At 68.2% G+C, this 13,805-nt stretch carries 10 protein-coding genes and 1 pseudogene; 3 read left to right on the forward strand and 8 right to left on the reverse strand.

Going from position 1 to position 13,805, the window contains the following annotated elements; genetic code table 11:
* The first annotated feature begins 98 nt into the window (after positions 1-98).
* Together Q0D45_RS17340 and Q0D45_RS17345 are read left to right on the forward strand one after the other, a co-directional pair.
* Positions 99-875 carry a fused MFS/spermidine synthase gene (locus Q0D45_RS17340; RefSeq protein WP_293395670.1) on the forward strand — a complete coding sequence of 259 codons (777 nt, stop codon included), beginning with the start codon at positions 99-101 and terminating at the stop codon, positions 873-875.
* A gap of 31 nt (positions 876-906) precedes the next feature.
* The gene (locus tag Q0D45_RS17345; RefSeq protein WP_366946488.1) at positions 907-1,515 is read left to right on the forward strand and encodes a glutathione S-transferase; all 609 of its coding nucleotides are present in this window, start codon (positions 907-909) and stop codon (positions 1,513-1,515) included.
* 4 nt (positions 1,516-1,519) lie between these two features.
* On the opposite strand, the gene Q0D45_RS17350 is transcribed toward Q0D45_RS17345, so the two are convergent.
* Positions 1,520-2,932 carry an adenylate/guanylate cyclase domain-containing protein gene (locus Q0D45_RS17350; protein ID WP_293395676.1) on the reverse strand — a complete coding sequence of 471 codons (1,413 nt, stop codon included), beginning with the start codon at positions 2,930-2,932 and terminating at the stop codon, positions 1,520-1,522.
* Between the two features lie 171 nt (positions 2,933-3,103).
* On the opposite strand from Q0D45_RS17350, the gene Q0D45_RS17355 reads away from it, so the two are divergent.
* The gene (locus Q0D45_RS17355) at positions 3,104-4,501 is read left to right on the forward strand and encodes an MATE family efflux transporter (RefSeq protein WP_293395679.1); all 1,398 of its coding nucleotides are present in this window, start codon (positions 3,104-3,106) and stop codon (positions 4,499-4,501) included.
* 3 nt (positions 4,502-4,504) lie between these two features.
* On the opposite strand, the gene Q0D45_RS17360 is transcribed toward Q0D45_RS17355, so the two are convergent.
* The 7 genes and pseudogenes from Q0D45_RS17360 to Q0D45_RS17390 form a co-directional block, all read right to left on the reverse strand.
* A complete protein-coding gene (locus Q0D45_RS17360; protein ID WP_293395682.1) occupies positions 4,505-5,596 on the reverse strand; it encodes an acetamidase/formamidase family protein in 1,092 nt (363 codons plus the stop codon).
* A gap of 67 nt (positions 5,597-5,663) precedes the next feature.
* Positions 5,664-7,580, reverse strand: coding sequence for a heavy metal translocating P-type ATPase (locus tag Q0D45_RS17365; protein ID WP_293395685.1), 1,917 nt, complete (start codon positions 7,578-7,580; stop codon positions 5,664-5,666).
* Entirely contained in the window at positions 7,577-8,632 is a 1,056-nt protein-coding gene (locus Q0D45_RS17370; RefSeq protein WP_293395688.1) for an SPFH domain-containing protein, read from the reverse strand. Before Q0D45_RS17370 ends, Q0D45_RS17365 begins: the two co-directional genes overlap by 4 nt.
* Complete coding sequence (locus Q0D45_RS17375) at positions 8,629-9,573, reverse strand: protease modulator HflC (RefSeq protein WP_293395691.1); 945 nt, start codon at positions 9,571-9,573, stop codon at positions 8,629-8,631. The genes Q0D45_RS17370 and Q0D45_RS17375 overlap by 4 nt, the downstream gene beginning before the upstream one ends.
* Complete coding sequence (locus Q0D45_RS17380; protein WP_293395694.1) at positions 9,570-11,495, reverse strand: protease modulator HflK; 1,926 nt, start codon at positions 11,493-11,495, stop codon at positions 9,570-9,572. The genes Q0D45_RS17375 and Q0D45_RS17380 overlap by 4 nt, the downstream gene beginning before the upstream one ends.
* 19 nt (positions 11,496-11,514) lie before the next feature.
* The gene (locus tag Q0D45_RS17385; protein ID WP_293395697.1) at positions 11,515-13,518 is read right to left on the reverse strand and encodes an amidase; all 2,004 of its coding nucleotides are present in this window, start codon (positions 13,516-13,518) and stop codon (positions 11,515-11,517) included.
* Between the two features lie 19 nt (positions 13,519-13,537).
* Positions 13,538-13,805: pseudogene (locus Q0D45_RS17390) on the reverse strand (glutamyl-tRNA amidotransferase); the annotation flags it as partial.

Raw genomic sequence — 13,805 nt, forward strand, 5'->3', positions numbered from 1 at the left:
GACCCTGACCATCAACACGGCGGCGGTCGGCGGCAACGCGCGGCTGCTGTCGCAGAGTGGTTAGTTCGGGGGCAGGTGCTGCGGCTGGCAGCAGTCAGGTGTCGGGCGAGCCCTCGGTCGTCGATGACGGCATCTATCGCCGTCTGTATTTCGGCCCGGACTACATCCAGAGCGAGATGAGCGTCGACGATCCGATCGCGCTGCAGCTGGCCTACACGCGGCGGATGATGGCGGCGCTGCTGTTTTTGCCGCGGCCCAAGCACATCGTCATCGCTGGTCTCGGCGGTGGTTCGCTGACCAAGTTCTGCCACCACCATCTGCCGCGCACGCGGATCACCACCTTGGAGATCGATGCCCGGGTGATCGCGCTGGCCGGCGAGTTCCAGGTGCCGGCCGACGCGCCGCGCTCGCGCATCGTTCACGCCGAAGCCTGCGAATGGTTCGCCAACACCGATGAGCGCTTCGATCTGGTGCTGCTCGACGGCTATACCGAAACCGGCATCGCCAGCGGCTTCGGCCAGCCTGAGTTCTACGCCAACATCCGTGCGCGGCTGCGTCCGGATGGAATGCTGGTCGCCAACATCCTGGTCACCACCGAAGCGCTGCGCCGCTACAAGCGGGTGATCGCTGAAGCCTTCGACGAACGGATGATCGTCCAGCGCGTGGTACCTGACGGCAACACCGTGATCTTCGCGTTCCAGGCGCTGGCAACGCCGCCGGACTGGGTCGCCCTTGGCCGCGAAGCGAAGAAGCTGGAGTCACGTCTGGGCCTGGATTTTCCGGCCTATGCCCGGGCGATGCGCCGCGCCTACGAGCGCACGCCGGCGGAGGCCGAAGCGCTGGCCGCCCGCGATGAACCTCTGAATCTGCTGTGAACCCGAATCTTGAGAGGCCCCAATGATGTCCATGAAATTGCTCTACTCAGCTGCTTCGCCTTACGCCCGCAAGGTGCGCGTGCTGGCCCACGAGCTGGGCCTGAGCGACGAGATCGACGTGATCACTGCCGCGGTATCGCCGATCGAAACCAATGCTGGCGTTGCCGCGCGCAATCCGCTCGCCAAGGTGCCGACTCTGAATCTGGCCGACGGCAGCACGCTGTACGACAGCCGGGTGATCTGCGATTACCTGATGAGCCTCAAGCCGGCCTTGCCGATGCAGCCCGCAGCCGGCGCCGAGCGCTGGGCCGTGCAGTGCCGCCATGCATTGGCCGACGGCATTCTCGATGCCGCGCTGCTGGCCCGTTACGAGGAAGCGCTGCGCCCGGCCGAACTGCGCTGGCCGGCCTGGCAGGCAGGGCAGGAGGACAAGATCCTGCGCGGCGTCGGCCAGCTGGAAAGCGAAACGGCTGCCTTCGGCGAAGATCCGCGCATCGACACCATCGCCGTTGCCTGCGCCCTCGGTTATCTCGATCTGCGTTTCGGCCGGCTGGCCTGGCGCGAACGAGCGCCGAAGCTCGCAGCGTTCTATGAGGGCTTCGCGGCGCGGCCGTCAATGCAGACGACCAAGCCGGGCTGAAGGCTCAGCGCAGCCGCGAGCGCAGCCGTTCGCGCAGGCCGGGCGCTTCGGTCTCTTCGCCAGTCTCGGGCTCATCGACGGCGTACAGCGGCCACTTGCTCGGCACGCCTTTCAGCGTGTGCACGCCGCGCTCGCTGAACTCGAAACGGCCGCCGATCAGTACATCGCGCACCGTGCGTGACACCAGCACTTCGCCGGCTTCGGCATAGCCGAGCACACGGGCGCCGATGTGCACCGCCATGCCACCGATGCGGCCTTCCTCGCGCAGCTCGATCTCGCCGATGTGCAGGCCGGTGCGGATCTCGATCTTCAGCGCGTCCATCGCCGGATGCAGCGCGCGGGCGCAGTCGATCGCCTTGCCGGGTGTGGCGAAGGTTGCCAGGGTGCCGTCGCCGGCGGCATCGATGAGCCGGCCGTCGTGGCAGCTGATCGTATGGCGGACGATGCGATCGTGCTGGTCGAGCTTTTCCCGCCAGGCCGCATCGCCGAGCTTGGCGAGCTGCTTGGTCGAATCGACGATGTCGGTGAACAGCAGGGTCGCCAGCACCCGCTCGGCAACGACCGCCGGTTTCTGGCCAGTGACGAATTCCTCGATCGCCGCGATGATCTCGTCGGTGCCTTCCCAGATCATGTCGGCGTCGCGGCCGGGAATCTCTAGATAGCGCCCGCCCGGTGCGTGCTCGGCGATGAAGCGGCTCTGCACGGCCGGGAAGATCGCCAGATCGCGGCGGCCCAGCGACAGCACTGGCACGCTGATTGTCGGCAGCAGGTGGCGGGCATCGAGTTTCGCCGAAATCTGCAGGTTCTCGACCACCGCGCGCGGTGAAGCCATCGCCCGATGCAGCTTGGTGTACCACTTCAGCGCGGCCGGATTGTCGGCCTGGCTGGGATCGAAGCTGGCTGCGAATTCGGTGCGGCCCCAGCCCTGGGCAACCATCTCGATCAGCGCATCGCCCACCGCTTGCGGATGGCCTTCGGGATAGTCCGGCCGCTGCGCGAAGCAGGCGCTGGTGAACACGAAGATCAGGCCCGAGACGCGCTGCGGATGCCGCGCATAGAACTCCAGCAGCAGCGGACCGGCGTCGATGGTGCCGAGCAGCACCGCCTGTTCCGAGCCGGAGGCGTCGAGCACGGCGAGCAGATCCTCGATCCAGTGATCGACCATCGTGCCGCCATCGAGCGGCCGCGGATCGGACAGGCCGCAGCCGCGCCGATCGAAGCGGATCAGTCGCGAAAAGCTGGCGACCCGGCGCATCCAGCGTACCGAGGCCGGCTCTTCCCAGAAGATGTCCAGGTGGCTCCAGACGCCGGTGGTGGAGACGAGATCGCGCGCGCTCACGCCCGGCGGCGGGCCGAGCAACTGGTAGGCAACGCGGTCGTCGCCGCGGGGGGCGAACTGGGTGTCGGGCTGGTCCAAGAGGAAGTGGAAGGCGATGGGACGTGGACATGATGCACGGCGCTTGCGGCGCTGTCCCGACAGTACTTCCGTCAGGGTGGATGGAAGCGCCGAGCGGTCGGGCGCACACTGTGCGGCTTCGCGCCGTGCCCTGCAGGGCGGCGCCAGTCACAGATTTCCGGATTCCTGACGATGTTCCCCCTCTTTTCCCCGGCGTTTCGCGCCGAACTCACCGCCAACCTGCGCCTGGCGTTGCCGCTGATTGCCGCCCAGATCGCGGCCGTCGGCATGGGCACGGTCGATACCATCTACGCCGGCCGGCTTGGCCCGCAGCCGCTGGCGGCGGTGGCCGTGGCGGTCAATGTCTACAACCTGTTCCTGATCTTTTTCATGGGTCTGATGATGGCCTGCGCGCCGATCGCCGCGCAGCTTTACGGCGCCCAGCGGCCGCAGGCCGAACTCGGTGCATTCCTGCGCCGTTCGCGGCGCTTTGCGCTGATCGTCGGGGTGATCTGGACCGGGCTCTTGAACCTGGTCGGCCCGCCGATGCTGAAAGCACTTGGCTTGTCGGCAGCGACCACCGCGGACGCGATCGAATTCCTGCGCTGGTATTCCGGCGTCGGCCTGATGACGGCGCTCTGGTTCGCGCTGCGTTTCGGTGCCGAAGGTCTGGGCCAGGTGCGGCCGATCGTCATCGCGGCACTGATCGGCCCGGCCGCCAACGCCTTGTTCGGCTGGTTGCTGCTGTTCGGTCCGTTCGGGCTGCCGACCTTCGGTATCAAGGGCCTGGGCCTGGCCTCGACCCTGGCGACCGCCTTGATGGCCGCCGTGCTCGCCTGGCAGTACCGCCGGGTGCCGGCGCTGCGCGCAACCTGGGTTGCCGATGCCGCGACCGGACAGCTGGCGGCGGGCGAGGGCGCGCGCGACATCCTCAAGCTCGGCCTGCCGATCGCCGCGATCATCACGGCGGAGGGCGGCCTGTTCGTGCTGACTGCCTTGTTGATGGCGCGCTTCGGTGAAGGCACCGTCGCGGCCTACCAGATCGCGATCAATTTCTCGTCGCTGGTGTTCATGATTCCGCTCGGCGTGGCGATGGCGACGACGGTGCGCGTCGGTCATGCCGCCGGTGCCGGCGACTACCTGGCGGCGCGCAGCCGCGGCTACACCGGCGTGGCGCTCGGCGGCCTCAATGCCGCGTCGAACGCCGCGATCATGCTGCTGTTCAGCGGCCTGATCGTCGCCTTTTACACCGACGACACGGTGATCGCGATGCAGGCCGCCGGCTTCCTGTGGCTGGCCGCCGCGTTCCAGTTGTTCGACGGCCTGCAGGCCACCGCCAACGGCGCGCTGCGCGGCCTGAAGGACACCCGCATGCCGATGTTGCTCACCCTGCTCTCGTACTGGGCGATCGGCATGCCGGTGGCCTGGTGGCTGGCGTTCCGCGCCGGCCTCGGCCCGGACGGCATGTGGTGGGGCCTGACCGCCGGCCTCGGCATGGCCGCCCTCGGCTTGTCGCTGCGCTTCCGGCACAAGGCCGGCAAGCTGGTGCGACGGGCCGGTGCATCGACGTCCAGACCGATCGAAACCTGATCGTTACTTCGCCGACCAGAAACGGCTTTTGTCGTTGACGAAGATCTTCTTCGGAATCATCGAGTGGATGCCCTGGGTGCCGTCGACCACCTGGGTGACCCGGAAATCGACGCCGATGCTCGACAGGGTGAAGGCGCGCTTGAACTCCATGCCCTTGAGATCGAACAGGTAGCTGTTGGTCTGGCGGATCGCCATCTGCATCGCCTTGTCCAGCACCGGATCGAGGCCGAAGGCCATCCAGTGGGTCGTGCTTTCGGCGCGCGGCGCGCTCAGCTTCATGCCCTTGTGCAGGATGAACTGCAGGATCGCGGTGTTGGCGGTTTCCATCGCCGTGACGGTGACTTCGCCATCGCCCTGTCCGGCATGCGAATCGCCGGTGTAGAACAGGCCGCCCGGATGGAACACCGGCAGGAACAACGAGGTGCCGCCGACCAGTTCCTTGCAGTCCAGATTGCCGCCGAACACGCCGGGCGGGCCGCTGCGCCGGTTCGGGCCGTCCTCGGACGGCGGCTGCACGCCCATCACGCCCATGAACGGGCCGAGCGGAATTTCGATGCCGGGTTCATAGACGCCGACCTTGCGCGCCAGATCGAGCTTGACGGTGTGCGAATAGATTTCCGGCACTTCATCGGGAATGCCGCCGCGGCCCGGCCGGGTCGACACCGTCGCGTACGGAATGCGCGGTTCCACCGACAGGATGCGGATCTCGATCGCATCGCCAGGCATCGCGCCTTCGACGGCGATCGGCCCGACCAGGATATGGCCGCCGTCGATGCCGGCCTGGCGCGGCGTTTCCTTCAGCACCCTTGCGGTTTCGGTCATCGCCGCCGCCTGTTCGGCAGTCAGGCTGATGCCTTCTTCCTTGGCCCAGACCAGCGGGTCCTTGTCCTGCCAGCGCTGGCCGCCGCCGCCGTCGATGCGCACGGTAGCGCCGGACTTCACGGTGAGGATCGGCTTCTTCTCGATCGGAAAATTGCCGATCGCGACGTTCTCCGGCCGCAGCTTCAGGTAGTGCTCGTAGGCAGGAGCCGCAAAGGCCGAAAGCGCCGTGCTGCTGAGAATGGCCAGCAACGCCGTGGAAGCCAATGCCCGCATGATCTGCTCCGGAGGTGGTCGAAAGTCGTCGGTGACCTTCCTTCGGACGGCCGCCGGCAGCGTCCCCCTACGTGAGGCCGGCTTTCGGCGAGCTTGTTATTCGTGGCAGCGGCTCGTGGAAGCGCAGCAGGCGCCCGGCATTGGCCAGCACCAGCAGGCTGCTGAGGTTGTGCAGGATCGCCGCGATCATCGCGCCGGCCACGCCAAGCAGGCCGAAGGCCGCGGCGGCGACGATCGCCAAAGTCCAGGCCAGGCCGAGGACGACGTTGATGAACAAGGTGCGCCGGCACAGGCGGCTCAAGCGGATGCAGGTGCCGAGGCGGCGCAGATCGCTGCCGATCAGCACGATGTCTGCCGAAGCCAGCGCGATGTCGGCACCGCCGGCGCCCATCGCCACGCCGACCACGCCGGCCTTCAACGCCAGCGAATCGTTGATGCCATCGCCGACCACCATCGGTCGGAAGCCGGCGCCGATCTCGGTGGTGACGCGGACCAGCTTGTCCTCCGGCAATGCCTCGGCCTGCACGTCGGCGATGCCGACGTCCTCGGCCACGGCGTGGGCGACGCTGCTGCGATCGCCCGTCAGCAATAGCTGGCGACCAAGGCCGAGGCGGCGCAGATCGGCCAGCGCTACTGCAGCTTCCGGGCGCAGGGTATCGGCCAGCAGCAGCCAGGCGAGGAAGCGGCCTTCGAGCGCCAGGCCGGCGATCGGTCCGTCATGCGCCGGCACCGGCGTGGTGACGATGCCGTGCTGCTCGAACAATTCCGGCCGGCCGAGCAGGACTTCGCCTTGCGGGCTGCGTGCGATCACGCCGAGGCCGGGCCGCTCGCGGATCTCGTCCAGCGGCAACAGGGCTTCGGCCGGAACCTGACGCGCCAGCGCCCGGCTGACCGGATGGCTGCTGACCGCGCCGAGGCTCGCGGCCAGCAGCAGTGCCTGATCGCGCGTGCCGCCGTCGACAAGCTGCAGCGCCTGCAGACGCAGGCTGCCGAAAGTCAGCGTGCCGGTCTTGTCGACGATCAGCGAACTGGTATCGGCCAGTTCCTCGAGGAAGGCCGAGCCGCGGATCAGGATGCCGTGACGCGCCGCCACCGCGATGCCGGCGATCGCCGTGGCCGGCGCCGCCAGCGCCAGCGCGCAGGGGCAGGCGGCAACCAGCACGGCGAGCATCGCCTGCGGGTTCTGGGTGGTGAAGTAAGTGACCGCGGCGATCAGCAGCACCAGCACCAGATACTGGCTGGCGTGGCGTTCGAGCAGGCGGGTGATCGGCGGCTTCGAGCGCTCGGCGCGCTGCATCAGGCCGATCACCTTGCCGAGCGTCGATTCGGCACCGGTGCGGGTGACGAGAATGCGCAGGCGGCCATCGAGATTGATCGCGCCGCCGAACACGTCGACGCCGGCAACCGCTTCCACCGGCAGCGATTCGCCGGTGATCGGCGCGGTGTCGAGGCTGGCGCGGCCGTCGAGCACCCGGCCATCGGCGGGCACCCGGTCGCCGGCACGCACTTCCACCTGATCGCCTGGCTTCAGCTCGGCGTTGTCGACTTCGCGCAGGCTGCCGTCGGCGATGATCAGCCGGGCACTGCTGCGGGTCAGCTTGCCGAGTGCTTCGATCGCTTCCTGCGAGCCGATGACGCTGCGCTCCTCGAGCACGTGGCCGAAGATCATCACGATCGGCAGCAGCACCGCAGTGATCAGATCGCCGACCGCCCAGGCGCCGAGCATCGCCAGCGCGATCAGCAGATCGGTGATGCCGTGCAGATCGGGATGACGCAGGCTGTGCCAGGCCGCACGCAGCACCGGCACGCCGACCAGGAGTGCTGCCGCACCGAGGATCAACTGGCCGACGCCGGCCTGACTCGGCGCCAGCCCGTTCCAGGCCAGGCCGAGCCCAAACAGACCCAGCGCGGTCATCGCCAGGCTCAGCTGGCGTGCGGCGCCGCGCTGTTCGTCCTGGCTCAGCACTGCGGTGGTGGCGCTCATTCGGTGCCCGAGAGGATCAGCTTTGCGTCGTCGCGCGGATCGACGGTGGTCACCGAACCGGCCTGGGCCAGCACCGCCTTGATCCGCTCGCGATAGACGCGTTCGAGCAGGCCGGGATCGACGCCGTCGCGCATAGCCTGGGCCAGTTGCTGCACGGCGGCGGTATCGCTCTGCGCCTTGGCCAGACGTTCGGCGGCGGTCGCTTCGGAGCTTTGCAGCAGACGGTCGGCGGCCTGGGTGGCCTGCTGCACGCTCCAGGCAGCATCACTGCGCGCTTCGGCGACATTGCGCTCGGCCTGCTGGCTGGCGGTCAGCACCGCGTTGAAGGCGCCGACCGTAGCCGGCGGCAGCGAAGACTGCACGTCGACCCGCGCGATCTCGATGCCGAGGCCGTTGCCGGCCTGCTTCAGGCTTATCAAGCGGGCATTGATGCTTTGCACCAGCTCGCCGCGCAGCTTCTCGCGCTGCTCGGCAGCGGCGCTGTTGGCGCTGTCGGCGACCAGCTCTGGCCGCGCGACCAGGATGGTGTCGAGATCGCGCGCGGCGCAGGCGGCGAGCGCGGTGCGGGTGACCAGACGATCGAGCGCCGGCAGCAGATGCTCGCGCTGCAGCGCGTAGTCGCGCGGCTCGATGACCTTGTAGAACACCCGCAGATCCATCTGCACGATGCCGGCGTCGCCGGTCAGCAGATAACCGGAGCCGGCCAGGGCATCGTTCAAGGGGGCTGCTTCGTCATCGTCCTCGGAGGACATTTCGGCAGCGCGCGCGGCGGCCGAGCGGGCCAGCCCGGTGACCCGATGTTCGAGCACGCTTTCCGCCGACGGAAGCAGCAGCACGCGCTCGAACGGCGGCGGCCAGGCCAGCAGCAGGCCGGCGTTCTGCACCCGGTCGAGCGTGCCCATGCGAACGACCACGGCGGCGTTCTGCGGGTCCACCTGAGCGATGTTCGAGGTCGCCCAGCGCAGCGCCACCAGGGCGGTCACCGCATACAGCGCGATGAACGCGAAGCGGCCGGCCTGCAGCCAGGGACTGGGGCTCGGATCAGGACTCACTTGGCCATGTCCGGCGGCCCGTCGACCAGCGCGCGGAACGGCGCGGCGTCGGTACGCAGGATCAACCGGGTGCCCGGATTGACCAGCGTCCCCAGCGTATCGAGCGAGCGCAGCAGCTTGTACAGCTGCGGCGCGCCGGCATAGGCGCGGCCGTAGATGCCGGCCGACTGCACGCGCGATTCGGCTTCGATCTGCGCCGCCTTGACCGTCGCATCGGCCTGGATGATCCGCGCGTCGCGCTCGGCGGCGGAGCGGATCTCGGCGGCCTGGCGCTTGCCGATCGCGGTGCGTTCGGTGGCGATGGTGTCGCGCTCGGCGCGCATCCGGTCGACGGTCGCCGCCAGGGTCACGCTCGGCAGGGTCAGGCGCTCGATACCGACCTGCACCACCTTCAGCCCGTAGGACTTGAGCAGCGATTGCTCGATCTGAGCGCCGAGCCGCGCCTCGAAATCGGCGATCTGCACTTTCGAGGCATCGGTATTGATCAGCTGCGCCAGCTCGAAGCCACTGGCGGTGATCTCCAGGGCCGAGCCGACGAAGCTGCGGATCTGTCGCGCGGCTTCATCCGGCCGGTTCTGCACCGCGCGCATGAAGCGCTGCACGCTGGCGGCATCGGGCTCGACCTGCCAGGCGACATAGGCCTGGATGATGATCCGCAGGCCATCGCGGGTGCCGGCGTCCTGCAGGCCGCTGGAGGTGGTGCGCAAGCGCAGGTCGACCGGAATCGCGGTCTCGAACGGCGCCGGCAGCCGCCAGGCCAGACCCGGCGCCAGCAGCACGCGCGCCGGGTTGCCGAAGCGGGTGACCACGGTCGCTTCGCCAGCCCGCACCTGCACCAGGCTCGCGGTGGCGACCGCGAAAGCGACCAGCACGGCGGCGATCGCGAGCCGGCGTCGCGGCAGCGGCGCGATGGCCTTGGCTGGGCTGTGAAATTCGGTCATGGCGTCGCGGTGTCCGCAGGCGGCGCATAGCGCCGCAGGTCGAGGGTCGGTGCGGAAGCGCCGCTGCCGATGCGGTGATCGAGCAATACCAGCTTCGCGTCCTTGAGGCCTGTGCTCAGCTGGCCGAGGTACTGCTCGAGCACGAAGGCTTTGCCGGCCGCCTGATAGGCGCTCTGTTCGGCGGCGAAACGCAGTTGCGCAGCTTCGGCGCCGGACATCGCTTCGCGGGCGATGGCGCCGGCCTTGTCGGTGGCGATCGAGGCCTGCAGCTGGGCGTCGTTGATTTCTTCCGCGGCCCGGCCGCGCTCGCGGGCGATCGCCGCCTGCGCCTTGATCAGCGAAGCCTGCACGCCGTGATAGGCGTTGGCGGCGCCGGCCGGCGGATGAATCTGCTCGATCAAGGTCGCGAGGATTTCCACGCCGCTGCCGAGCGCATTCAGATCGGCCTGCACGCGGCGGCCGACATCGCGGGCCAGCTCGTCGCGCTTTTCGCTGAGCACGCCATCGAGCGTGCGCGACGCGAAATCCTCGACCAGCACCCGGCCGGCGGTGTTGCGGATCAGGGTCGGCAGATCGGCGCTGTTGTAGGTCGCGGCCATCGCCGCGTCATCACCGAGGCCGATGCGGTAGATGAAGCGCACGTCCATGTTGATCACCTGGAAGCTCTGTTTGTCGCCGGCGAGCCCGGCGATCACCTGGCCGTTCTCGCTTTCGTGGGCGGCGTCCCAGAGGCGGTTCGCCGCGTCCGGCGCAGGGCCTTCGGCGTCGCTGGTGTCCGCTGCTTCGTCGTCTTCGATCACCGTGCTGATCGCGTGGATGCTGCCGTTCTCCACCGCTCGCAGCCGCCCGAACGGCCAGGGCAGGCCGGCATGCAGGCCGGGGCCGAGCACTGCCACCGGCTTGCCGAAGCGCTCGTAGATGCCGCGGCCGTCGATGGCGATTTCGCGCACGCCGGTCATCAGCCAGCCGACCAGCAGCACCGCGCCGAGCACTGGCAACAGTGCGCGACGCATGTAGCCGAAGGCCCAGTTCTGGCGCAGGTCGATACCGAAGCGTTGCTGCAACTCGTCCTGCAGATTGGCCAGCGGCCGCGGCGGCCATTGCAGCTGCCGGGCGAAGTAACTGTCGGCAAGCAGGCACGGTTCTTCGGTCGGCGGTCGGCGGGTGAACAGCGACAGCAGCGCGCGCAGCGCGAATTCCGCCGCCACTGCGGCTGGCGGCAGGCCGGCCAGTACTGCGACACGCGCGGGCCAGAGGCTGTCGGTACGGCTGAAGAACAGGCAGGCCGCGGCCAGGCTCGAGCTCAGCAGCGGCAGCCGCACCAGCCGCGCGAGGCGCGCCGCTTCCGGAGATTCCGCAGCGGCGAGATTGGCGAACCAGCGCTCCAGCACCAGCAGGCCGAAGACCATCAACAGCAATGCGCCGCCGCCGGCATAAGCCAGCTGCCCGAGCGAGAGACCGGGCAGGGCGAGGTTCCAGGTGTGGAGCACCGTCAGCAGCGGCGGCAGCGAGAACAGCGCCAGCAGCAATGCCCGGCCGCCATCGCCGCGTAGCAGTCGGATGATCGCGCGGGCTGCGTTGCGCAGCGTCCACAGCACGCGGCGATGGCGCGGCGCATCGGTCGGAAGCTTGTCTGCGCTTGCTGGCGGTGGCTCGATCGCCAGGGCGCGCCAGCCCGCTACCGAACGCGCCGACAGCAGGCCCAGCGCCAGCAGCCACAAGGAAGCGCCCACCATCGAGCACAGCGGTGCCAGCAGCGAACTTCGAGCTGCTGGCCAGAACCACGCCGCCAGCATCGCCGCGAGGCCCGTCCCGCCCAGCCACGATGCCTGGATCAGCAGCCTGCGCGCCTGCGCCGCAGCCAGCCGGAAGCGCGGCAACGCCGTGAGGTCGAGGCTGTCGCTGTTCAGGTCGACAGGCATCGCCCGCTGGCGCTCCTGCTTATGGCTCGCCCTTCAGCGGCCCGAATGCTGGCGGCGATCTGCGGTGTTTGGTCGCGGCCTCGTAGGCAGCGGCGATGCGGATGATCAGCGGCTCGTCGAACGGCCGGCCGACGATGTCCATCGCCACCGGCAGCACCGCTTTCACCGGGCCGACCAGACGGGTGTGATCGTCACCGGCAAGCTTGCTTTCGCCGCCGCCGGCACCGCTTCTCGGCCAGGCGTCGTCCGGCGTCTTCGGCGCGCTCGGGTCGCGGATCAGGTCATAGACTTCGGTGGTGAAACCGGCCGGCACGCTGATCACCGGGAAGCCCTGGGCGCCGATGAAGCTCCAGACGCCGCCGCCATTGCGGCCATTGATCGGCGGGCCCTGCGGCGCGCCGAGCTTGGTCGGCGGCAGGTTGCTGGTGGGATAGACCAGCGCATCGAGCTGCTGCTCGGCCATGCACTGCAGCAGCGTCTGCTGCACCGAGAAGCGCAGCAGCAGGCGATTGCTCATGTCCAGTTCGTTGTTCTTCTCCGCGGTTTCGCGCGATTTCCTGCGATCCGGGAAGGTCGGGTCCTGATGGAAGTTCGAGTTGGCGATCAGATCGGCATTGCTCTTGATCTTCGTGTCGCCACGTTCGCGCAGATACAGGTTCAGGAAGTACTTGCCCTGGCCATCGCCCTCGGAAGTGCCGAAGTCGCGCAGGCTCAGCTTCGGAGAGACCTGCGACGGGTCCATCTTCAGATCGAGCAGCTTGGCGGTGTGATCGGCGGTCGCCTTGCCATTGGCATCGACCGGGAACAGTTCCGGGAAGCGCTTGGTGTACAGCTTGTTGCTGTCCTGCGGCACGTACTTGCGCAGGCAGGCGGTGAACAGTTCGCCTTCCGGGCCTGGATCGACGATCGTCGCGCCGAGCTTCTTGAGATCTTCCGCGCCCTGCGAGACCAGATCGATGGTCTGCTCGTCGGCCTTGGTGAACAGCTTTTTATTCATGTACTCGCGCACCACACCGATGCGCAGGCCGGCCAGCGGCGTCGGCTTGGCGTAGCTGACGTAAGCCTCCTTCGGCATGCGGCCGATCGAGAACGCGGTCAGCTCGTCCTTCGGGTCATAGCCGGCGATCACGTCGAGCACTCTTGCTGCGTCGGCGACCGTGCGGCAGATCGGCCCGACACGGGTGTTGATGCCGATCTGGACCATGCCCTTGCGGCTGACCAGTTCCTCGGTCGCGGCGATGCCGACCGAGCTGGCGGCACTGGCCGGGCCGCGGATCGACGAACCGGATTCCTCGGCGATCGAGCAGGTCACCAGATTGGCGCCGACCGCCGAGCCCGAACCGGAGCTGGAGCCGCGCGGGCTGCGCTCGGTGTCATAGGCGTTGCAGAAGGTGCCGCCGTAGGAACTGCGCGGAATGCCCGAGGCGTATTCGCCGAGATTGCTCTTGGCGATGATGATCGCGCCCGCCGCACGCAGGCGTTCGACGAAGGTGGAATCTTCCGGCGGCCGGTCGTTGGCGTAGAAGGCGTCGGCACCGGAAGTGGTGCGCATGTCGAAGGTGTCGTACTGATCCTTGATCGCCATCACCACGCCGTGCAGCGGGCCGGCGAGCTGGCCGGTCTTGGCGAACGCGGCATCCTGCGCGGCGGCCACTTCGAGCGCGTCCGGCATCTGCGGATTGCCGTCGGCCTTGTCGGTGAGGCTGCGCGCCTTGCGGGCATCGAAGCCCCATTTCTTCAGCGTCTTCGGCCGCAGGTTCAAGGTCACCAGCGCGTTCAGCTGGCCGGCATTCGGGATCGTCGTGATCGGCCCGAGAATGCCTTTCGGCTCCGCGACACAGGTGCCGTTGTAGGCCTTGATCCGCTTCAGATACAGCTCGACCAATTGGGTCGAGGTCAGTTCCTTGGCCAGGATCGCCTGCTGGATGTCGGGGATCGTCGCTTCTTCGAGATGGAACGATGCCGCCTGCGCGGACACGCTGGCAGACAGGAGGACCGCAGCAAGCAGGACAGGGTTTTTCATTCGCCGGACTCGGGTGGGCTCAGTAGGTGATGACATCGGTCTTCAGCGCTGGCGTGTGCTTCGGCAGCACGCGCGCCTGGGTGGCCTGCTCGAAGTCGTAGCCGTAGCCGAACAGCTTCGGTTCACTCCAGGCCAGGCCGAGAAAGGACAAAGTCACCGGCAGGCCGGCGCTGGTCATGCCGGCCGGCACGATCAGGTCCGGAAAGCCGGTCTGGTTGGCGAGGTTGGCGTACATCTGCGGGCGCGGCGCATCCGGTGGCGGCGCTGCGAACGGGGTCGCCGGCATC

The sequence above is a fragment of the Nevskia sp. genome (genome assembly GCF_023266035.1).
Lineage (GTDB): Bacteria > Pseudomonadota > Gammaproteobacteria > Nevskiales > Nevskiaceae > Nevskia.